This is a genomic window from Paenibacillus filicis (assembly GCF_038070315.1).
GTDB lineage: Bacteria > Bacillota > Bacilli > Paenibacillales > NBRC-103111 > Paenibacillus_G > Paenibacillus_G filicis.
On record NZ_JBBPCC010000008.1, the window covers coordinates 140,056 to 161,523 of the forward strand.

The 21,468-nt window shown below is 55.4% G+C and carries 22 protein-coding genes; 16 read left to right on the forward strand and 6 right to left on the reverse strand.

Features of this window, described 5'->3' with window-relative positions; translation table 11 throughout:
• The first annotated feature begins 94 nt into the window (after positions 1-94).
• The 7 genes from WMW72_RS14285 to WMW72_RS14315 all read left to right on the forward strand — a co-directional run bounded on the left by WMW72_RS14285 (position 95) and on the right by WMW72_RS14315 (position 7,271).
• Positions 95-1,813 carry a sensor histidine kinase gene (locus tag WMW72_RS14285; protein WP_341416165.1) on the forward strand — a complete coding sequence of 573 codons (1,719 nt, stop codon included), beginning with the start codon at positions 95-97 and terminating at the stop codon, positions 1,811-1,813.
• The gene (locus tag WMW72_RS14290) at positions 1,785-2,585 is read left to right on the forward strand and encodes a response regulator transcription factor (RefSeq protein WP_341416166.1); all 801 of its coding nucleotides are present in this window, start codon (positions 1,785-1,787) and stop codon (positions 2,583-2,585) included. Before WMW72_RS14285 ends, WMW72_RS14290 begins: the two co-directional genes overlap by 29 nt.
• Positions 2,586-2,731: 146 nt before the next feature.
• The gene (locus WMW72_RS14295; protein WP_341416167.1) at positions 2,732-3,235 is read left to right on the forward strand and encodes a helix-turn-helix domain-containing protein; all 504 of its coding nucleotides are present in this window, start codon (positions 2,732-2,734) and stop codon (positions 3,233-3,235) included.
• Positions 3,208-4,227, forward strand: coding sequence for a linear amide C-N hydrolase (locus WMW72_RS14300; protein ID WP_341416168.1), 1,020 nt, complete (start codon positions 3,208-3,210; stop codon positions 4,225-4,227). The genes WMW72_RS14295 and WMW72_RS14300 overlap by 28 nt, the downstream gene beginning before the upstream one ends.
• A 149-nt stretch (positions 4,228-4,376) precedes the next feature.
• Positions 4,377-4,853 carry a transcription elongation factor GreA gene (gene greA / locus WMW72_RS14305; RefSeq protein WP_341416169.1) on the forward strand — a complete coding sequence of 159 codons (477 nt, stop codon included), beginning with the start codon at positions 4,377-4,379 and terminating at the stop codon, positions 4,851-4,853.
• 256 nt (positions 4,854-5,109) lie between these two features.
• The gene (locus WMW72_RS14310; protein ID WP_341416170.1) at positions 5,110-6,582 is read left to right on the forward strand and encodes an NAD(P)/FAD-dependent oxidoreductase; all 1,473 of its coding nucleotides are present in this window, start codon (positions 5,110-5,112) and stop codon (positions 6,580-6,582) included.
• A gap of 89 nt (positions 6,583-6,671) precedes the next feature.
• The gene (locus WMW72_RS14315; RefSeq protein ID WP_479724852.1) at positions 6,672-7,271 is read left to right on the forward strand and encodes an acyl-CoA-like ligand-binding transcription factor; all 600 of its coding nucleotides are present in this window, start codon (positions 6,672-6,674) and stop codon (positions 7,269-7,271) included.
• Positions 7,272-7,283: 12 nt separating this feature from the next.
• Here WMW72_RS14315 and WMW72_RS14320 read toward each other — a convergent pair whose 3' ends face one another.
• The gene (locus WMW72_RS14320) at positions 7,284-8,204 is read right to left on the reverse strand and encodes a TIGR01777 family oxidoreductase (protein WP_341416171.1); all 921 of its coding nucleotides are present in this window, start codon (positions 8,202-8,204) and stop codon (positions 7,284-7,286) included.
• 224 nt (positions 8,205-8,428) lie between these two features.
• On the opposite strand from WMW72_RS14320, the gene WMW72_RS14325 reads away from it, so the two are divergent.
• From WMW72_RS14325 to rlmN, 8 genes are all read left to right on the forward strand, one after another.
• The gene (locus WMW72_RS14325; RefSeq protein WP_341416172.1) at positions 8,429-8,743 is read left to right on the forward strand and encodes a PadR family transcriptional regulator; all 315 of its coding nucleotides are present in this window, start codon (positions 8,429-8,431) and stop codon (positions 8,741-8,743) included.
• A 6-nt stretch (positions 8,744-8,749) separates the two neighbouring features.
• Positions 8,750-9,427, forward strand: coding sequence for a DUF1129 family protein (locus WMW72_RS14330; RefSeq protein ID WP_341416173.1), 678 nt, complete (start codon positions 8,750-8,752; stop codon positions 9,425-9,427).
• A 287-nt stretch (positions 9,428-9,714) separates the two neighbouring features.
• A complete protein-coding gene (locus tag WMW72_RS14335) occupies positions 9,715-10,542 on the forward strand; it encodes a DUF6492 family protein (protein ID WP_341416174.1) in 828 nt (275 codons plus the stop codon).
• Positions 10,539-11,663: a glycosyltransferase family 4 protein gene (locus tag WMW72_RS14340; protein WP_341416175.1), complete on the forward strand. Its 1,125-nt coding sequence runs from the start codon at positions 10,539-10,541 to the stop codon at positions 11,661-11,663. The genes WMW72_RS14335 and WMW72_RS14340 overlap by 4 nt, the downstream gene beginning before the upstream one ends.
• 47 nt (positions 11,664-11,710) lie before the next feature.
• Positions 11,711-13,087, forward strand: coding sequence for a sugar phosphate nucleotidyltransferase (locus WMW72_RS14345; RefSeq protein WP_341416282.1), 1,377 nt, complete (start codon positions 11,711-11,713; stop codon positions 13,085-13,087).
• A gap of 302 nt (positions 13,088-13,389) precedes the next feature.
• Entirely contained in the window at positions 13,390-13,713 is a 324-nt protein-coding gene (locus WMW72_RS14350; protein WP_341416176.1) for a TM2 domain-containing protein, read from the forward strand.
• Positions 13,714-13,722: 9 nt separating this feature from the next.
• Positions 13,723-14,124 carry an NINE protein gene (locus WMW72_RS14355; protein WP_341416177.1) on the forward strand — a complete coding sequence of 134 codons (402 nt, stop codon included), beginning with the start codon at positions 13,723-13,725 and terminating at the stop codon, positions 14,122-14,124.
• Between the two features lie 233 nt (positions 14,125-14,357).
• Positions 14,358-15,425, forward strand: coding sequence for a dual-specificity RNA methyltransferase RlmN (gene rlmN, locus WMW72_RS14360; protein WP_341416283.1), 1,068 nt, complete (start codon positions 14,358-14,360; stop codon positions 15,423-15,425).
• A gap of 146 nt (positions 15,426-15,571) precedes the next feature.
• On the opposite strand, the gene WMW72_RS14365 is transcribed toward rlmN, so the two are convergent.
• Together WMW72_RS14365 and WMW72_RS14370 are read right to left on the reverse strand one after the other, a co-directional pair.
• Positions 15,572-16,414: an aldo/keto reductase gene (locus WMW72_RS14365; protein WP_341416178.1), complete on the reverse strand. Its 843-nt coding sequence runs from the start codon at positions 16,412-16,414 to the stop codon at positions 15,572-15,574.
• Between the two features lie 66 nt (positions 16,415-16,480).
• Complete coding sequence (locus WMW72_RS14370; RefSeq protein WP_341416179.1) at positions 16,481-17,698, reverse strand: MFS transporter; 1,218 nt, start codon at positions 17,696-17,698, stop codon at positions 16,481-16,483.
• Positions 17,699-17,842: 144 nt separating this feature from the next.
• Between WMW72_RS14370 and WMW72_RS14375 the strand changes: the two genes are divergently transcribed.
• The gene (locus WMW72_RS14375; RefSeq protein ID WP_341416284.1) at positions 17,843-18,205 is read left to right on the forward strand and encodes a winged helix-turn-helix transcriptional regulator; all 363 of its coding nucleotides are present in this window, start codon (positions 17,843-17,845) and stop codon (positions 18,203-18,205) included.
• Here WMW72_RS14375 and WMW72_RS14380 read toward each other — a convergent pair.
• From WMW72_RS14380 to WMW72_RS14390, 3 genes are read right to left on the reverse strand one after another with little or no spacing between them, the layout of a single operon-like run.
• Positions 18,194-19,138 carry a dipeptidase gene (locus WMW72_RS14380; protein ID WP_341416180.1) on the reverse strand — a complete coding sequence of 315 codons (945 nt, stop codon included), beginning with the start codon at positions 19,136-19,138 and terminating at the stop codon, positions 18,194-18,196. The two genes, WMW72_RS14375 and WMW72_RS14380, sit on opposite strands and share 12 nt — an antisense overlap.
• 48 nt (positions 19,139-19,186) lie before the next feature.
• The gene (locus tag WMW72_RS14385) at positions 19,187-20,512 is read right to left on the reverse strand and encodes an LLM class flavin-dependent oxidoreductase (RefSeq protein WP_341416181.1); all 1,326 of its coding nucleotides are present in this window, start codon (positions 20,510-20,512) and stop codon (positions 19,187-19,189) included.
• Positions 20,513-20,542: 30 nt separating this feature from the next.
• Positions 20,543-21,439, reverse strand: coding sequence for an AraC family transcriptional regulator (locus tag WMW72_RS14390; RefSeq protein ID WP_341416182.1), 897 nt, complete (start codon positions 21,437-21,439; stop codon positions 20,543-20,545).
• Between the last annotated feature and the right edge of the window lie 29 nt (positions 21,440-21,468).

Sequence of the window (21,468 nt, forward strand, 5' to 3'; positions counted from 1 at the left end):
AACCGGCTTTTTTTTCAAGTTGTTCCGGTATGGCCGGATCGGCTACCATAGGGAGAGACCGGCCTGTCAGGCCCGGCGGAAGAGGGGAAAGATCGTGGCTCATAAGCGCAACTTCAAGGATTCGATACGCCGGATGTTTCTTCTCTATACCTTTGTGCCGATCTCGCTTTTGTTCGTTCTGTTTTTTCTATTTACCGTGGTGAACGCACGCTTCATGCTCATCAATCAGACGAAGGATGCCGGTGAAGAAATTCGGACTTCGTTGGAAGCGGTTTACCGTTCGTATTATGAGGAGATGATCCGGATGGCGGACAATCCGCAGGTCATCGACTTCACCCGTACGCGCCGCGACAGTCCTCCTGTGTACGAAGCGTTCTATGATTTCAACAACCGGCAGAAGGTGAAGAGCATCATGCATATTCTCGACAAGGATGGGAATATTCTCGCTTCATCGGCCAACTACAGCTCGGAGGCCACCGATCAGGCGCTGAAAGCGATTGCGCTGCGGATGTCCAGGAATCAAATGGCATCACTCACCGAAACGAACCATATCCGGTTCTCGCATGACCGGTATACGACCTACACCTTCGCCAAGGAGATCCGCAGCCAGGGAGAGCTTGCCGGGTATTTGATTTACCAGCTGTACGAAGAGGACCTGCAGAAGCTGATTTTCGTGCAAAATAATGAAATTGCCGTGGTGACCGATCAGCATCACACGATCATTGCAACGACGAACAATATTGCCCGCGGGCTGCTGAATAAGTATAGTTTGGAAAGCGATTCCAACGGCTATGTATGGATCGCCAAGGGCAAGTATTACAGCAGCGAGACGTTGATTCCGTCCGTGCAGTGGCATATCTATACGCTCAGCGCGATTCAATTGAAGAACTACACGTATCTGTCTCTGGCGGTCTTCCTTACGCTGGCAAGCGTATTGCTCTGGTTTCTGATTCAATATCTGGCCCGCATCATCTCTATCCGGCATACCCGCACCATCGATAAGCTGCTGTATGCGGTGCAGGAGCTGCAGTCCGGCAATATGCAGTCCTATGTGCATATCAAGACCGGCGACGAGTTCGAGACGTTATCGGATCAGTATAACATGATGCTGAGGCGGCTGAACGAATTGCTGGCTACCAACACCGAGCTTTCCGACCTTCAGCGGGTGATCGAGGTGAAGCAGCTGCAATCGCAATTTCATCCGCATTTTATGTTCAATGTGTTGGAGACACTGCGCTATGCGATTGTCGTGGACAGCAAGCTGGCCCAGGACATTGTGCTGATTCTCTCAAGGCTGCTGCGGTACAGCATCAGCACGGAAGGGACTACCGTCAGATTGAGGGATGACCTGAATTATATTGCGGATTATCTGAAGCTGCAGCAGATGAGGTTTAAGGACCGGCTTCAATATACTGTAGAGGTGAGCGAGGAAGCGTTGGATGCGCTTGTACCGCGGCTGATGCTGCAGGTGATCATCGAGAATTCCATCAAGTACGGGTACAAGCAGAAGGAAAGCCTGGCCGTCTCGGTGACCGGCTATACCCAGGGTCCCGATCTGGTGATTGAGGTGAAGGATGATGGCGGAGGGATGAGCGACGAGCGGCTGCAGCAGGTGCGCGCCTTCATGCACGACCCGGACAACCGCACACCGCATATCGGACTCCATAACCTGCATCGGCGGCTGGTCCTGATGTATGGGGAAGATTACGGCGTTAAGATCGAAAGCCGATGGGAAGAAGGGACCACCGTGCGGATTATCGTCCCTTGCGGAGAGGAGAATGCTTATGTTCAAAGTGCTGCTGGTAGAGGATGAGGAGTTGCTCCGCAAGGGTCTGCGCTATACCTTCGACTGGCTGCAAGCCGGGTGCATCGTGGTCGGCGAGGCGGAGAACGGGGAAGCGGGCCTGCAGCAAATCGCGGCGCTCAAGCCGGATATTGTGATCGTGGACGTGAATATGCCGCTGATGGACGGCATCACCATGATTGAGCGCAATGCTTCAGCCGATGCTTGCAGCTATATTATCTTGTCCGGCTATGATGAGTTCCGGCTGGCCAAGCAGGCCATCGGCCTTGGCGTTACGGAATATCTGCTGAAGCCGCTGGAGCAGGAGCAGCTGCTCAGCGCCCTGGAGCGGGCCAAGCAGCAGGTCCAGATGAAGAAGAGCTACGAAGCGATGCTTAGCACGAGCTCGGGCGGGGACGAGGAGATGTATGCCTCCTTGATGAAGATGCCTGGCAAATCATCGCGTTATGTCGCGAAGATGCTGGATTACGTGCAGGAGCACTATGCCGACAAGATCAGTATGCAGGATGTCGTCGATCATCTGGGGCTCAGCGCCACCTACTTGAACCAGAAATTCAAGAGCGAGACGACCTATACGTTCAATGACTTCCTGAACCGGTACCGGATTCAGCGGGCGATGGATATGCTCAAGCGCGGAGAGGGGAAAATCTACACGATCGCCGCGGATGTGGGGTTTAAGGATTATAAATACTTCATTTCAATCTTCAAGAAATACGCGGGGTGCACGCCGGGTCAGTACCAGGAGCGCTTCGGATTGCGGGACGAGGAAGCGGGCCGGTGAGGAGTTAGGTGATCATAGGCTGGTGTAGATCTGCCGCCTACGCTCATGAAGGTGGCGAAGCCTGCGAGTTGTTGACATATAATACGTCAATGATATAATGAAGAAAATGACATTGACATATTTTACGTCAATAAAGGATGATAGATATGAAAAATCATGAGGTAGACCCTACGCTGACTATCCTGCAATATGTAGCACTGATTCATCAGGTATCGTATACGAATGTCTGCAAGGCCGTAGGATTGACCCCCCAGCAGTTCAGTGATTGGGTCAAGAAGCGCCGCCCTGTGCCTAGAGAGCGGCTTCAGCTCATTGCCGACTATTTCCACATCGAGGCTGATTGGCTCGTGGATGGGAACTACTATTTGCGAGATCTCACTCCCGAAGCCAAGGCGGACGTGCAGATCTTATTTTTGCAGCAACAGCTCGATCGAGATGGTCAAGAAGCGGATGCAGAGGCTTATGAGGAGAAGCTGGCTAGGCTTCAGCAGGAAAAAAGAAATCACGCCTTGGTCGCCAGACTGACAGCCATCATCCAGCAGGAAGACGAGCGGGTTTACCAGGTGTGCGACGCATTTCTGAGTCGTCTTGAGCAGGGCAATCTGGAGGAGCTTGAGCTGCTATGGAAGGAACGGAGGTCGCCGTCATGAGCACAGCCTTTCAGATTCGGCAGCCTGGTATCCATCTGGTCGGTAAAAATCAGGATGTCATGTATCCGAATGTATACCTGTTTACCAACCAGCGTGGACTGCGTAAAACGGCTCTGATGCGGCCTCCCGTGGTTCCGGCTGGTTGGATATCGGCCTATGGAAGCTTAACCGTCTCACAGGTCGGCAAAGAAAGTCCGAATGGCGGGATCAATGAAGCGGGGCTCGTCGTGGAGCAAACGACGCTGTGGGGAACCGAATACCCGGGGGCAGATGACCGGCCTGCGCTCGGTGAACTGGCCTGGATGCAGTATCTGCTGGATACTTGCAGCACGGTGGGGGAGGCCTTGGAGGCAGCGCTTGCTGTTCGTATCGATCAAAGCACCTCGAAGCTGCATTACCTCTTAGCTGACCGCAGCGGCGACCGGGCTATCGTTGAATGTCTTCAAGGCAAGTGCGTGGTTCACCGTGAACTAGGCGAGCTTCCTATCTTGACGAATACGGCTTATGCAGAAGCCGCTCAGTCAAGTAGAGTGGGAGGTGAGAAAGCTCCGTCTAAGGGAGACTACGAACGGAACTCCATGGAACGGTTCCGGATTATTGCCGATCGTGTACAGACCCAGTGGGACGGGGGTAGGAGGGTGGACCAAGCGTATGAGGCTCTTGCTGCCGCCCGGCGAGAGGACACGGTGTTCAGCCTTGTATACGATCTGGAGCGCATGGAGCTTCATGCGATGACAGCTCGCCATGGGGAGAGGGCAATGATCAGGATGGCCGATTTTGATTTTGCCAAGGAAGCCCCAGCTCAAGCAGCCGATCTGCAGAGACTGCAGGCGGGACAACAGAACGCTCTCTTTGAACCCTACTCCGCGGCCTTCAATCTGAACGTTGTCCGTTCGTTCTTCCGGGACCCGGTACTGACCTCCGTCTTCAAGTGGGATCTTCCTGACGAGATGCTCCGCTTCCTGGCTTCTTATCCCGACTCTTTCGAATAACGGGTCCGAATAAGCCTCTATCTCGCCATGCTAGAGTGAGGGTATCCCTGACATGCATCGTAAGGTACCTGGCAATTTAATCAGGACGGTTACAATTCGTCCCGGTTTAGGGTACACTAGTACGATGATGGAGAAATGGGAGTGGACGTATGAGCAACGAGGAAATCATTTTGACGCAGGAAGGCTTGGATAAGGTAGAAGAGGAGCTCCGGGAGCTCAAGACCGTCAAGCGCAAGGAGCTGGCTGAGCGGTTGAAGGTAGCGATCAGCTACGGTGACCTGAAGGAGAATAGCGAATACCACTCGGCCAAGGATGACCAGGCCTTCATGGAGACCCGTATCCTGGTACTGGAGCGCATGCTGAAAAACGCCAAGGTTGTACAAGCAGATAGCCTGAACCGGAATGAAGTGTCCGTAGGCTCTGTCGTCACCCTCAATGATATCGAATTCGCCGAGAAGATCGAATACCGGGTAGTCGGTTCGGCTGAAGCCAATGTAGCGGAGAACAAGATCTCCTATGAGAGCCCTCTGGGCAAAGAGCTGATCGGTAAAAAAGTAGGCGATATCATCAGCGTGAATGCGCCGATGGGCATTCTCAAGTACGAGCTGCTAGAAATCAGGGCTTAGTCTATAGTCTAGTCTATCAGAATCGCTAGTTAGCTAAGGGCATCCTGCTGAGGATGTCCTTTTTGGACTTTTCGCCCTGTGCTAGACCCTTCCAAGTGCGATTGCTGCGGGGTCAGTCTGCGTTCCTTCTAGTCTGGGCCATCCGTTCAACGGGTGGCCTTTGTTGTTGTTTCGCCCTTTACCCAAGAAAAATAATGACAGTTACTATCATTTGATATAATATGTCATTATTAAACTTGGAAGGATGCGATCATAAGTGGATGTTCAAGCGAAGAAGCAGGGCAAGGCCGTCGTGATGGGGGGCAGCATGGCCGGGATGCTCGCTGCACGCGTGCTGGCCGATGAGTTCGAGGAGGTCCTCATCGTGGACCGCGACGAGTTCCCGGCTGGCCCGGAGAACCGGGCGGGTACGCCTCAGGCTTATCATCCTCACCGGCTGCTGCCGAGGGGCAAGATGATTCTAAGTGAGCTGTTTCCGGGGTGGATGGAGGAACTGCTCACCTACGGAGCTTTCTCCAGAGAGGGGAAAACGATACGCTCCATCAGTCCGTACGGGACGCTGGAGGTGACGGACCGGCAGGATGCCGTCTGCACCAGAGCGTTGCTGGAGTGGGCGTTCCGCCGGCGGATTCAGGTGATTCCGAATATACGACTGCTGGCGGGATGGGAGGTGACCGGTCTGCAGATGACTACCGACCAGAGTGAGGTTACGGGGGTCCTCCTCCGTGAAAGGGGAGGGGAGAGGCAGTCGGCAGCGATCGAGGCTGATCTGGTGGTCGATGCAAGCGGACGTTCCTCCAAGCTGGCCAGATGGCTTCAGGCAGCCGGATACGAGGTGCCGGAGCCGGAGCGGCTGGCCACCTCGCTGGGCTACAGCACGCGTCTCTACAGGATGCCCGGACATGTGGCTGACCGTTGGAGCGTCATTCTGGTTGAAGGCATCCCTGCGCAAGGCAGAGGTACAGGCGTGTTCGGCCCGATCGAGGGAAACAAGGTGGAGGTTGTGCTCTATTGCGCAGGCGGACAGCGGTATCCGTCTACGGATGCGGAGCTGTACGAGCAGGAGCTTGCGGAGTTGTACGATCCGATTCTTGCCGAAGTGCTGCAGGACTGCGAGCCTCTAGGGCCGCCGAGGGGATACCGCGTACCCGAATGCTTCCGCCAGCGCTTCGAGCAGATGGAGCGTTGGCCGTCAGGATTGCTGGCGGTAGGGGATGCCTTGTGCAACTTCGACCCGATCTACGGGCAAGGCATCACCGTCGCCGCGATCGAAGCGGAGATCCTCGGGCGGTACTTGCGCGGGCGCGGCCCGGGTCGGAGTGGCGGATGGGAACGTGAAGTCTTCGAGCAGATGCAGGTAGCGATCGAACCTGCCTGGTGGCTAACGACCGTATCCGATCTGTGCTGGCCGGGTGTAACCTACACAGGCGCCTACTCGCCGGAGGGAATTGCCTTCGCTCAGACTTATCTGGACTTGTACCGGAAGCTGGCCGTGGGGGGACGCCGTATGGAGCTGTTTCAAAAATATATGATGGTGAACGGGTTACTGATATCGCCGCAGGAAATCCTGAGCGTGGAGATGATCGAGGCCGTCCTAGCGGCAGACCCTACGGGCGAGGGCAAGCGCTGGCTAGCGGGCTTGGGACTTGAGGAATGGGCGCGGCTTCAACAGTTTCTCAAACGAAACCTACCGGTTTTCGCGGGAAAAGGGGCAATCGGGAGGGAGTAACGGTCTGCTTGCCGGGGAATTGACGCTTCCCCGGTAATTATATACACTGAATGCAGACTTCAGCCCATATAGATGAGGGAGTGGACAAAGTGCCATCAGAGAATCAACGGATCATGGGCTTGCGTGAGCGTAAAAAAGCCAAGACCATGGCAGCGATTCAGATGAACGCGCTGCGGCTTTTTCGCGAGCTGGGATATAACGCCACGACCGTGGAACAGATTGCGGAGGCCGCGGAAATCTCCCCCAGCACGTTCTTCCGTTACTTTGCGACCAAGGAGGATGTCGTGATTCGCGACAATTACGACCCTCTGCTCATAGCTTCATTTGAAAGCCAGCCGCCCGGACTGACGCCGCTCCAGGCCATCCGGAATGCCATGGTCTCAGGGACGGCAAACCTGTCTGCCGAGGAGCTCGCGACGATAAGCGAGCGCAACCGGCTCATTATGAGCGTTCCGGAGCTGAGGGCCGGGATGCTGAACAACCTGACCGGGACCCTTCAGGTCATCACGGAGATGGTCGCCAAGCGCACTGGCTGTATGGCGGATGACCCGGCGGTTCACGCCTTGGCCGGGGCCGTCATCGGGGTCAACATATCGGTCATGCTGTATTATGCCGAGCATCCCGAGGCTGATTTCGCCAAGCTGCTGGATGAGGCGCTGGCCCGGCTGGAGGCCGGTCTGCCGTTGTAGGCCGGACTGAGGTCATGATCGACGGGCCTCCGATCCGACGGCAGCTTCCTCCAGCAGATCCTGCAAGGTATCCTCCAGCTTAGGGAAAGTAAAGGTAAACCCTTCACGCTCCAGCCGCTCGGGGATCACCCAGCGGCTCTTCACGATCAGCTCCGTCTCTGTCCGCAGCAGAAAGGCGCCGATTTCCAGCATCCACTTGGTTGCGGGCAAGCCAACTCGGCGGTTCATCGTCTCCCGAAGCAGCTGCATCAGCTCGCGGTTCGTGACCGGGTTCGGCGACGAGCAGTTGAACACCCCGCTGAGATCCTCTTGTCCCTGAAGGAACAGAATGATCCGGTACAGATCCTCGACATGAATCCAGCTGAACTTCTGCTTGCCCGATCCCTGAACACCGCCGAGTCCGAACCGGACCAGATTCCGGTAAGGGGTCATCACCCCGCCATTTGGCCCGAGGACGATGGCGATCCGCAGCGCCGCTTGCCGGGTTTTCGGGAGGTCGAAGGCGAAGAACGCCTGCTCCCAGGCTTTGGCCACGTCAACGGAAAAGCCCGAGCCCAGCTCTCCGTGCTCCTCCGTCATAGGCCGATCCTCCGCATAGCGGTAGATGGTAGCTGTACTGGAGTTGATCCACAGCGGCGGCGGGCTCTGGCAGGCCAACAAGGCGCGGCCCAGCGCTTCCGTTGTTTCCGTGCGGGACTTTAGAATCTCTTCCTTGTTTCTCTCGTTATATCGGCAATTTACCGACTTCCCCGCCAGATTGATCAGCAGCTCAGCCTGCTCCAAGGCATCTACAATACCGTCCGTGTCGCTCCACCCGATATGTCCGGGCTGACGGGAGATATGAACGACGGCGTAGCCCAGCTGTACAAATTTATCCTCCAGATACCGTCCGATAAAACCCGTACCGCCGGCCAACACGACTTTCTTCTGCATGAAACCGCCTCGCCTTCTGATCAGGAGTTTACGATCAGTATACCTTTTTCCTGGAAGGTGCGTCCATTTACAAAGAGCCAAGTCTCAAACCCTCAACGTAGATTGACAATAAGTGGATGATCCGATACTATGTTATATAACAAGGTAGTTGCAATTTTTTAACCAACTATATTGTAATGCAAGTTAGTTGGAAGGGAGAAATTAACATATCCACCTATAGCCAGATGTTAAAAGGCATCCTAGAGGGCTGCATCCTTCATCTGATCTCCCAGCGGGAGGTGTACGGCTACGAGTTATCGGTATTGCTGGAGGAGAACGGTTTTTCATTCGTCAGTGAAGGGAGCATCTACCCTTTGCTGCTGCGTATGCAGAAAGAAAAATGGATTACCGGCTACCTCAAGACGGATGCCAAGTCCGGAGGGCCGCCGCGGAAGTACTACAAGCTTACGGACGCTGGCCGAGATGTGCTGCAGCAGTTCGGCAGCCATTGGCATCAACTGAAGACAAGTGTTGATTCGATATTGGCGAAGGGAGAATGAGAAAGTATGAACCTTCAGGACATGATTCAAGAGAATAATAGATTGCGGGTGCTTCTCCACGCGGAGAATAGAGTCTATTATGAGGGGCTGCTTGTCTATATCCGCTCCAGCAATATGGATCAGGTGAAAGCCGAGGAGCTGCTGCTGGAAATGCTGCAGCATACGCTGGAAGCACAGACGAAGGGGCGACTGGCTAGGGAGGTATTCGGGGATGACCCTGAGCAATACGGGCGCGAGCTGCTCGAACAACTGCCCAAGCCCGGTCCGCGGGAGAGGCTGTCTACATGGTCTCTGATGATCTGGAGCTCGCTAACCTGGGTGTTTCTAACATTGGCCATCCAGGGGATGATTAAGCTGTTGTCCGGAGACTCTCTTGAGGCGGCTAGTCGGATCCAGCTGTCTTCAATCATGCTTCAAATGCTAATAACGATTCTCCTTGTTAGCGCTGTTCTTAGGATTGTGAAGAAGTCATCCTTTCAGCAAGGGAGAATGCCCTTTAACTGGCTCATCTTTGTGGCTATTTTCTCCGTGATTATCATCAGTGTTCTGATCCAACGGTATGTTCAAGATCCGTTGCCCGTTCTTACGATTCATCCTGGCTGGAGCCTGCTTTTCTTTGCACTGGGTGGGATTGGTATGAAGTTCATTTTTTTCAGAAGCTCCAGATTACAAAAAAACGGATGATCTGCGGAGGCTTATTGGCCGCTCAATCACATGGGGTGGCCTTCTGATTTATTTATGGCATCGGGCTGAATTTTTCAGATGATGTTCCTTCCAGTTCATGGCGAACCCTCCGATCTTGCACATATTTACAAATTATACAGCCACACCTCATTATAGTGTGCGGCTTCCGGGTCATACAAGGCTATCAGGACAGGCTTTTGGACGTTTTACCCCTCTTTTTGGCCCATGCCATCCTCTCGCCCCCGACATATCCTAATGCAAACACTTTGCACAAGGGAGATGAAAAGATGGCGGCGGCTCCCTCCAGCCATTCAGGCAGCAGCAGGACGAAGATCGATATCCTCATTCCTGCGATCGAGAAGGATTTACGGACACTTCCTCACGTCATAGATGCCGTAAGAAAATATGTGAAGCATCCCATCGGCGAGATTCTGATTGTATCTCCGCGCAAGGAAAAGATTATCGCGCTGTGCCGCAGGAAAGGCTGTCGGTTTGTCGATGAGAACACCGTGTTCCCGTTGACCAAGAAGGATATGCACTACAGCTCGCGGACGTGGGACCGGTCGGGCTGGCTCTTTCAGCAGATGCTGAAATTCTGTGGTGACACCTTGTGCTCCTCCAAGTATTACCTCGTGATCGATGCCGATACGGTATTGATCCGGCCGCATGTGTTCCTGTCCGGAGAGAAGACCGTGTTTTACTGCCGGAATTGGAGTCAGCCGGAATACTTCAAGACGTACCGGAAGCTCATGGGGCGCAAGCGTTCTTCGTCCTCGTCCTTCGTCACCCATTACATGTTGTTCGAGAGGAAGAAGATGGCCGAGCTGAAGAAAACAATCGCATCGAGGCACCGTACGAGCTGGTATCACGCGATTTTGCGCAGCATGAACAAGTCGAAGCAGTTTGCCTTCTCCGAGTTTGAAACCTATGGTAACTTTATCCACTCCACGTATCCGGGCAAACTCCTGCTAAAGCCAGCCTTGAACAGGAGCCTCCACACCGGTGTTGCCAAGCTGTCCGCATCGAGAAGCCGCGAATTGGCGAGAACGTACAGATCGGTATCCTTCCATGAGCGGAAGGCCTATGCCCGAGGCTCGAAGGCGGCGCGGGGATGACTTCCTATCAAGTGGTCTGGAAGGGGCCTGTTCAGCGATCCAGCGGTCTCGGGATCGCGAGCAGAGCCTACGTGCAAGCGCTGAGAAGGCAAGGTGTTGATGTGGTCCTGGGAAGCTCGGAGCTTCCCGCTTCGCGAAAGGGCAAGGGGGGGAAGAGAAGAATTCTTATCTTCCATCACGTACCGACCAAGATCAATTTTGCGGAAGAAAGGAAGAGGTTCGACCGCATTATTCTCAATACGGTCTGGGAGACCAGCCGTTTCCCCAAGCGGTGGGTGCCGTATATGAACAAGTTCGATGCGGTATGCGTACCCTCGCACCAGAACCGGAAGGCCCTGAGGGACAGCGGGGTCAAGCGTCCCATCTTCATCGTGCCGCATGGCGTAGATACCGCCCGGTTCAAGCCGGATAACCGGAAGATGCCGCTGCGGGAGGCGAAGGGGAGGTTCGTCTTTGTATCCGTATTCGGCTTCCAGCACCGGAAAAATCCCGAAGCGCTGCTCCGGGCCTACTGGGAGGAGTTCTCCGCAGCGGATCCTGTACTGCTGCTGATCAAGACGAACGGGTACGCCGCTTACGAAAATCAGACCTGGATCCGAGCAGCCATCCAGCGCTATAAAGCCAAGCTGGGCATCCGCAAAGCTACCGCTCCGGTCATCGTGCTGGCCGGCAAGCTGTCCCCGGATCGGCTGAAAGGAATTTATACCCGCGGGAAGGCCTTCGTGCTTCCTACGCGTGGCGAGGGCGTGGGGCTTCCCTTCCTCGAATCGCTGGCGAGCGGCACACCGGTCATCGCGACGGGCTGGGGCGGCCAGATGGACTTCCTGACCGGCAAAAACTCATTTCTCGTGTCCTACCGGCTCCAGAGTCCCACAGTCAGCATGAAAAACGGACATTCGATCTCGCGCCAATTCCGGCATTTGTTTGCCGAACAGGGGCAGCTCTGGGCCGAGCCGAATCTCGGGGCGTTGAAAAAACAGATGAGAACAGCCTACAAGCATCCCCAGCTATGCCGGGAAAAGGGGCGCCAGGGCAGGCTGGATATGCGGAAGCACTCCTGGAGCCGGGCGGGGATTGCACTGAAGAAGGCTGTAGAACAGGTCATGCGGTCCGCCAACTAAGCCCGGACTGCCCGCCTGTGCCAGAGGAGGAATACAACTTGCGGATCGTGCTGTTGTCCGGCGGCTCCGGGAAAAGACTATGGCCGCTATCCAATGAAATCAGATCGAAGGCATTTTTGAAGCTGCTGCGGGCGGATGACGGGAGCCCCGAATCGATGATTCAGCGGGTTTGTCGTCAGCTCGAAGCGGTAGGGCTGCTAGCTGCTACCTCCATTGTGGCCCATGACAGTCAAGTCGGGATGATCCGCAACCATGTTGGCGAGCAGATCCCCGTTATTAGCGAGCCGTTCAAGCGGGGAACCTTTACGGCGATTGCCCTGGCTGCCGCCTCTATGCATACCGGGCGGCAAGCCGATCCGGATGAAACGATTTGCGTCCTGCCGGTCGATTCCTTTGCGGACTCGTCATTTTTTGGGCTGCTGCATGTCTTCCCGCAGGTGCTAGCCGAATCCGGTGCTCAGGTGGCTCTGCTCGGAACGTCCCCGCAGCAGCCGTCCGACCAGTTCGGCTATATCGTACCTGCAGCCGGGACGGACAACGGGACCGTCTACCGTATGGTAACCCGTTTCGTCGAAAAGCCGGAGGAACGCGAAGCCGCCAAGCTGATCCAGGCGAATGCCCTTTGGAACTGCGGTGTGTTTGCCTTTTCTCTGCGTTTCATGCTCGCGGAGCTGGCCAAGAAAGGACTGCCTCTGGATCACGGCGAGCTGCTGGGTCGCTATGAGCGTCTTCCTGAGCTTGGATTCGATCAGGAGGTTGTGGAGAAAGCCAGCCGGGCGGCTGTCATTCCCTATAACGGGACCTGGCGTGACTTGGGCAGCTGGGAGGCGATGACCAGCTATGTGGAGAGCAACGTTACCGGGCCCGGACAGATTTCCGAGGATTCGGTGAACACCCATGTGGTCAACGAGCTGGCCGCCCCCATTCAGGTGATCGATGTCCCGAATATCATCGTGGCCGCCAGTCCGGACGGTATTCTGGTCGCCAGCAAGCAGCATGCGAGCCGGATCAAGGAGAAGCTGTCCGGCTTCCCGCAGACGATCAAGTATGAGGAGAAGCGCTGGGGCTCCTGCCGGGTGCTGGACCAGTTGGTAACCGAGGCCGGGATTGAGGTGAGCACCCGCAAGCTGGAGGTGCATCCTGGGAAGCATACCAGCTATGGCCTCCACCGCAGGCGGAAGAAAATCTGGACCGTAGCCGGAGGAGCTGGAGAGCTGTTATTGGACGGGCAGATCTACAGCATTCAGCAGGGGGATGTGCTGCAAATCCCCTGCGGGGCGAAGCATGGCGTGCGTGCGGTCACTGCGCTGGATATGATTGAAATTCAGATCGGCAGCGGACTTGGCGAGGACGATGTCGAACACCTGGCCGCGACCTGGGAAGAGTCGCTGCGGCTGTGCAGGCAGGGAGATCCTCCTGCGTAGTCCCTATGTCTGCCGACAAAGACAGGACGTTACTCTCTTTTGTTGCCCTGTAGGAGGTTTAGCGGATGCGACTGTTTCCTTGAATAGTCTCTAAACGTATAAATACAGGTCTATAAAGAACTAAATTCAGGAAAATTTTCAGTCCGTTTCGCTTAAATTTAGCGGAGTTGGGTACTCGGGAATAGGTAAATGAGCATATTTTGTGACAAAAAAGTGAAAACTCCCTCTTTAAATTGGAAACTATTGCATGTATAATATGGATAACTTTATTAAAAAGGAGTTTTATTTACATGTCGTCATTGTTGCAGAAGCAAAGTTTGACATCGGAGCAGCTTCAACTGCTTGCATCCGAAATGAGCAAGAGGCAAAAATCAAATGGGGTTGCCTGGTTGCTTTGGTTTTTCACAAGTGCCTTGGGTGGTCATCGTTTTTATCTCGGCAAAACCGGAACCGGAGTGCTTATGTTATTTACGCTCGGAGGATTTGGATTGTGGACATTGATCGACCTGTTCCTGCTGTCCGGCATGATCCGCGACTCCAATGAAAGGATCGAGAACGAGGTTCTCTCTGAGCTTCGGCTGATCAACCGTGCAGAAGCAAATTCAAGGGCTGCTATGCAAGGTTAAGTCAATAGCATGATGGATAATATTCAAGAGAAACGTTCGTTTACATTGGAAGAGTTGGGCATACTAGAAGCTGAAATGCTCAAGCTGCGAAAGTCCAAAGAAGCAGCTTGGGGGCTTTGGGCGCTGATGTCGTTCTTTGGAGCGCACAGATTCTACACGGAAAACTACGTTTATGCATCCTGGATGCTTTCTACGAGCGTAGCGCCGATTGTGATGATTCTTGTATTGGCCGGTCAGGATAGCTTGGGAGGACTTGGCCAATTCCTACTGTGGTTTTCCATCAGTATGCTGATCGGATCCGTGGCTTGGAGCTGGATCGATGCCATCTTTTTGAACAGGCGGGTTGAGAACCTGAACAACCGGAAAGAGCAGGAGATTATTCGTCGTATCCAGATGACACGGCGTACCTAATACAAAAAGACGCAGTTGCTCGCCTTTAGCGAAGCGACTGCGTCTTTTTCACTAATTCAAGGAGTTTTTAACAGGCTGCGCTCTCTCTACAAGTCTCAAGATCCTGAATTTGCCGGTAGCGGGGTTGAAAACGCCCCTTGTGTTCCCCTTGTAATTTTGGGACAATGGAAGGAGCGGATTTGGCGCTAGCCGCGCCAACGAATGAATGTCAGTGCATTGAAAAGAGGATCATGATGAATAAACCATCCATATATGGATTAACTTTAGAACAACTGACCGGATGGCTCAAGGAGCACGGACATAAGAAGTCCCGGGCCGAACTGGTGTGGGACGGGCTGTACCGCAAGCGGGTCTCCGAATTTGCCGAGATGACCGATGTACATCCTGCATGTCTGGAGCTGCTGGCTGAGCATTTTGCGATCCAGACGCTGACCGAGCATGTAAAGCAGGAGTCCAAGGACGGCACGGTCAAGTTTTTGTTCAAGCTGGAGGACGGCAACTTGATCGAGACGGTGCTGATGCGGCACAAATTCGGGCTGTCCGTCTGTGTGACGACGCAGGTCGGCTGCAATATCGGCTGCAGCTTCTGTGCGAGCGGACTGCTCGCCAAGAGCCGGGATCTGACGAGCGGCGAGATCGTCGGTCAGATCATGAAGGTCCAGCATCATCTGGACCAGTCGCATCCCGGTGATCGGGTCAGCCACATCGTCGTGATGGGCATCGGAGAGCCGTTCGACAACTATACCCATATGTCCAACTTTATCCGGGTCGTCAAGGACCATAAGGGACTTGCTATCGGCGCCCGGCATATTACCGTTTCGACCAGCGGCCTGGCTGGCAAGATCGTGGAATTTACGGATTCGGACCTGCGGGTGAATCTCGCGATCTCCCTCCATGCGCCGAACAATGAGCTGCGCACGAGAATTATGAAGATCAACCGGGCGATCCCGATCGAGAAGCTGATGGAGGCTATCGACTACTACTTGTCCAAGACGAAGCGGCGGGTAACGCTGGAGTACATCCTGCTCCGCGAGGTGAACGATCAGCGGGAGCATGCGCTGGAGCTGGCCGAGCTGATCGGCGACCGCAAGTCGTCGGTCAATGTCAACCTGATTCCGTATAATCCGGTGGATGAGCATAGCCAGTACCAGCGGAGTGACAAAGAGGCCATTCTGGCTTTCTACGATACGATGAAGAAGCAGGGCATCAGCTGCAGCGTCCGGCTGGAGCACGGCACGGATATCGATGCGGCGTGCGGCCAGCTGCGCAGCAAGCAAATTCAAAGATCCCAGGGCGCATAAAGCGCTCCGGACGATAAGCCAGCAGACGGAATGTTGCAGGGTTGCACGTTCCGCTTGTTGTTTAGAGGCTATAGCCAAAAAACACCAGCCCCCATCCAGGGAGCTGGTGTTTTTTTGGTTAAGCATTTTTATGCCCGAGGTCCAGCTTAGAAATCAAAGTTGTCCGGGTCCGGTCCGACCCGCAGATTCTGGTTCAACTCATCGATCCGGGCCATCTCATCAGCCGTCAGCTCAAAATCGAATACGGAGGCGTTCTCGACAATCCGGTGGGCTTTGGTGGATTTCGGGATCGTTACAATGCCATGCTGCAGATCCCAGCGCAGGATGACCTGAGCTATCGACTTGCCGTGGCGGGCGCCGATTTCCTGCAGCACCGGGTTGTCCAGCAGCTGGCCCTGCATCAGGGGAGACCATGCTTCGATCTGAATGCCGTGCTCTGCGGAGAAATCGCGCAAGGCCTGCTGGCTGAGCCGCGGATGAAGCTCGACCTGATTGATCACAGGCTTAATCTCGGCATCCTTCAGCAAGTCCTCCAGGTGATGAATCTGGAAGTTGCTGACGCCGATGGCTTTGACAAGGCCAGCCTTGTACAAGGTTTCGAGCGCGCGCCAAGCCTCTTTGTACTTGCCGGCGACAGGCCAGTGAATCAAGTATAGGTCCAGATAGTCCAGCCCCAGCTTCTCCAGGCTGGTCTCATAAGCTGCGAGGGTCGCTTCGTATCCAAGATCGGCGTTCCATACCTTGGATGTGATGAATAGATCTTCGCGGGAGAGGCCTGTTTCCTGCAGGGCTTCACGGATCGCTTGGCCTACGCTGCGCTCATTGTCATAGATCGCGGCTGTATCGATGCTGCGGTAGCCGTGAGCGACTGCGGCCTTGACGGCATCGACGAGCTCAGAGCCGTCTGCGACTTTAAATACGCCGATACCGAACCAAGGCATAGCCTTTCCATTGTTCAAAGTAACCGTTGCTTGCAGATGGGTTGTCATATCAATAACCTCCATGAAGTGTAATGTTGTAGGGTCAATCTTAAAAACTTAATGAACGGTAGGCAGTTAGGACCTACCTGTCTGAGCGGGCTTAGAGGGTGTACGGCTGTCCTTCCGTTCCAGAGCGCGGCTCCATCCGGTCAGCAGTACGGCTGCGAATACCATGACCGCCCCAATCCAGGTCGTATGAATGAGGCCTATGGAATCCGTCACCACACCCCCCAGGAAAGCGCCGATGGCGATCCCCGCATTGAACGCTGCAATATTGACGGCCGAAGCCACATCACGTGCGCCAGGGGCAAATCGCTCGGCTAGCATGACCACATAGATCTGCAGCCCGGGTACATTCATGAAAGCCAGCAGGCCCATGAAGAAGATCGTGATCAGGCCCGCCGCTTTGAATGGGGCCGTAAACATCAGCACCAGCAGCACGATGGCCTGCAGGACGAACATGTAGAACAAGGCCTTTAATGGACGGTGGTTGGCTGCCTTCCCTCCAATGACATTGCCGATAGCAATCGCAACGCCGTAAATCAGCAGAATCATGGCTACCGTGCTTTCGGCGAATCCGGTTATCTCGTGCAGCAATGGGGATAAATAAGTAAATACGACGAACGTACCCCCATACCCCAGAGCTGTGATGGCAAACGCTAGCAGCAGCCTTCCGTTGGTCACCAGCTTGACCTGCTCGCGTACAGGTGTCGGGATACCCTTGCGCAGCGCAGCCGGGATCAGGGCTGTATTGGCGATCAGCGCCACCAGCCCAATGGCGGCAATAGCGATAAAGGCGGCCCGCCAGCCCAACTGCTGGCCGATCCATGTCCCGAGCGGAACCCCGGTCACGGTGGCGACCGTAAGACCCGAGAACATCATCGAGATCGCACTCGCCCGTTTGTTCTCCGGCACGATATCTGCGGCGATCGTCGAGGCGATGGACATGAACACCCCATGAGCCAGGGCAGAGATCACGCGCGCCGTTAGCAGAACGCCGATATCATTGGATAGCGCGGCCAGGCTGTTGCCGGCGATAAAGACGATCATAATGCTGATCAGAAGCATCTTGCGTGACACACCTGACGTGAGTGAGGTCAGTACGGGAGCCCCGAAGGTAACCCCTAGCGCGTACAGCGTCACGGTCAGTCCGGCCGTTGTGACCGATATATGAAGGTTCTCGGCGATCAGGGGCAATAGTCCCACGCTGATAAACTCGGTCGTTCCGATCGCATAGGCGCTGATAGCGAGAGCCAGTAGCGCCAGCGTACTCCGTTTTTGGTCCAATAGCATCTATAACCACCTCTAATCGTATAGAAATCGTCGGCCGATAGATGCTATTATGGGTGGAGCAGATGATTTTGACTAGTACGTACTTTGAAGTACGGTAGGTACTAAAAAGTACCTATAGCGACAGGAGGTCTTCGCGTGAGTGAGGTGACCCAAAAGAAATATAATATTACGGTGGAAGCGACCTTGGAGGTTATCGGGGGAAAGTGGAAGTGTGTCATACTCTGCTACTTGACGCGCGGGAAGAAACGGACCAGCGACCTCAAGCGTAGCATGCCCAGCATCACCCAAAAGATGCTAACCCAGCAGCTGCGCGAGCTTGAAGCCGATGGGATCGTGAACCGGATTACGTATCATCAGGTGCCGCCTAAGGTTGAGTATGAGCTGAGCGAATATGGCTGGAGCCTAAAGCCGATTTTGGATGCGCTCTGCACCTGGGGAGAAGGCCATATTATCAAAGAATACGGCGATAAGTTCGCCGTATTGGAGGACAATATTTTAAATCACTGAAACCGGAAGGCTTCTCTCAAAGAACGTCCTCCAGTTTTCGTACAGCAGACCGCGGACGAAGTCATCGTCGTAGTGTCTGGCGAGCAGCTCGGCCAGAGCCGGGAAGCAGCCCGCATGCTCCAGGCCCTCGGTCTTGCGCGACAGTCCGTCGAAGTCCGAGCCGAATCCCAGGATATGTCCCCCGCCGAGCGAGGCTACGTAATCGATATGGCGAAGCAGATCGGTCATGACGGCAGGACGAGTCGTATCGACCAGCCAGGGGATGAAGGTGAGCCCGATGCGGCCATCCCGGTCGCGGATGGCTTCGATCTGAGCCCGGCTCAGATTTCGTGGATCGGGGGCTATGTCCAGGGCATTGGAGTGAGAAGCGATGAACGGGCGAGGGCTCAGCTCCGCCAGCTCCCAGAAGCCCCGCTCTGTCAGATGGGAGACATCCAGGATGATGCCGAGCTCCTCACATTGCTTCACGAATTGCCGCCCCTTCAGCGTCAAACCGCCCTGACGCGGCTCCTTCACTCCATCCGCCGCCCAATTGGCGTAATTCCAAGTCAATCCGATGCAGCGTACGCCGAGCTGGAAGACGGTCCGGAGGTACAGCTCATCGCCCATCAAGCCGTCCACCCCTTCCAGGGTAAGCATAGCTCCGATCTTGCCTTCCGCCTCCGCCTGAGCCAATTCCCCCGCATACCGGATATGACGCATCTGCGGATGGGCGAGCACCTTCGTATAGAAATAATCGATGCATTGAAGCACCTCGCGGAAGCCGGGGCTATGCAGCGTAGCCGATAAGTAGACGGCAAATAGCTGCATCGCTGAGCCGCTGGCAACCAGACGCTCCAGCGTAACATCCAGATGCTCGGAGCTGTGAAAGTCGATATCCGGTCTTAGCATCATCCGGTTCAATGCATCACAGTGGGCATCGATTACCTTCATAGTTGTTCCCCCTCTCTTGGCCGTCCTAGGACGGCTCCCCCGCTCGCGTCAGCGTGCATGCCGGTTCGCAGGACGGGACAGTCCCAGATGCTCCCGCAGCGTCGCGCCTTCATATTCGGTACGGAACAGCCCCCGCCGCTGCAGCTCAGGGATGACTAGATTGACGAAGTCCTCCAAGCCGCCAGGCAAATAAGGGGCCATTACGTTGAAGCCATCCGCTCCATGCTGCACAAACCATTCCTCCAGATGATCGGCAACCTGCTCCGGGGTGCCTACAACCGTCTGATGTCCTCGCGAGCCCGCGACCCGCATGTATAGCTGTCGCAGCGTCAACCCCTCCTGACGAGCCATATCAAGCAGCAGATGATTCCGGCTTTTGTCGCCGTTGCTTTCAGGCAGGTCCGGCAGAGGCTCGTCCAGCGGATAGCCGGAGATATCGTGCCCGAGCTTGCGAGACAGCACATCGAGGCCTACGGCCGGATGGATCAGCTCCTGCAGCTCGTCCAGCTTGCTCTGCGCTTCCTGTGCGGTGCGGCCGATGATGGGGAATACGCCTGGCATGATCAAGAGCTCGTCCTCGGCGCGCCCGTAGGCGGCCAGCTTCCCCTTCAGGCTAGCATAGAAGTGTTGGGCGCGGGCCAGGGTCGGCTGGGCCGTGAAGACGACTTCGGCCGTCTGCGCGGCGAGCTCCTGTCCCTCCTCCGAGGAGCCGGCCTGAATAATGACCGGGTAGCCTTGAGGGGACCGGGAAATATTGAGCGGGCCCCGCACGGCGAAGTGCTCGCCCTGGTGATTCAGCGTATGCAGCTTGCCGCTGTCTGCAAACCGGCCCTGTGCCTGATCGATCAGGAACGCATCATCCTCCCAGGAATCCCATAATCCCGTCACCACCTCGACGAATTCCTTGGCCCGATCATAACGCTTGGCGTGGGCCATATGCGTGTCCCGGCCGAAGTTCAACGACTCGTCGGCCAGCGCCGAAGTCACCACGTTCCATCCCACGCGTCCTCCGCTGATATGATCGAGGGAGCTGAACAGCCGGGCAATGTGAAACGGCTCGTTATACGTGGTGGTGGCGGTGGCGGCCAGCCCGATATGCCGGGTCACCGCGGACAAGGCGGCCAGCAGCGTCAGGGGCTCCAGCCGGATGGTGATATTGTGATCGAAAAAAGAGGAGTAGTTCGGCACCCCCAGTGTATCGGCGAAAAATACGAGATCCATCTTGCCGCGCTCAGCTAGCTGTGCCAGCTCCTGATAAAACCGGACATCGGTAACCCGGTGGGCTTCCGCCCGGGGATGTCTCCAGGCGGCAACGTGATGTCCGGCCTCCATCAGAATGGCGCCCAGCCTCATTTGACGTTTGTCCTTGCTCATCGCAATACCTCATTTCCTCAGTTGGGTTCATTAATCCACGTACAAGGTGTTGACTTGCTTGCGGTAGGCCTGCGGCGTTATGCCCATCTTGCTCTTGAAGGATTTGACGAAATAGGCGCTGCTCTTGAAGCCGATCTGCTGCCCGATCTGGGCAATCGTCAGATCGGTGGTCGAGAGCAGCAGCCTGGATTCCCGGATCCGGTGTGCCATCACGTACTGGCTGAGCGTGCAGCCAGTCTCCCGGCTGAACAGATGAGAAGCGTAGTAGGGAGACAGATGCAGCGATTCGGCCAGACGGTCCAGCGAAAATTCCTCGGAGAAATGCTCGTTGATCCAGGCCATCATCTGTTCCACATGCCGGCTGTTGGTCCGCATGGAGTCGCTGGACGAATGCGACGACGGCTCGCCCGCGGTCAGCTTGCGGAATTCGCGGAGCAGCGAGAACAGGAAGAGCACGACCTCCTCCGTCTGCTGGAGCTCCGGACAGGTGTTAAGATTGCGGTGGAGGTCGAACAACAGCTCCGCGAACAGAGTCTGCTGGATCGGCTCCAGCTGCAGCACCTGCTGCTGGAGCTCTGCCTTCCACAGCTTGTTGAAGAACATATGCAGCGCCGGGAAGGTGGCCATATACCGCTCGAACAACGATGGATCGAATATAAAAATGCTGCGGATATATGGACAGGACGGCGTAATGTCCAGCTTGAATTTGTGCAGCTGGTAAGGCTGGCACATGAAGAGGGTGCCGGGGCCAACCGGATGCAGCTTCTGATCGAACATCAGATGTCCGCTGCCCTCGTGAACATAGAGGAATTCGATGCCCTGATGGGCATGAATTTGCTCGAAGCCGCCCTCCAGCGTTTCCCGGCGGTAATGAAAGATATAGCTTTTTTCTTCAAACTTCGGCTTAGGCTCTAGCATTTGATTCATGGCATAACCTCCGTTGTGACATCTGTCCG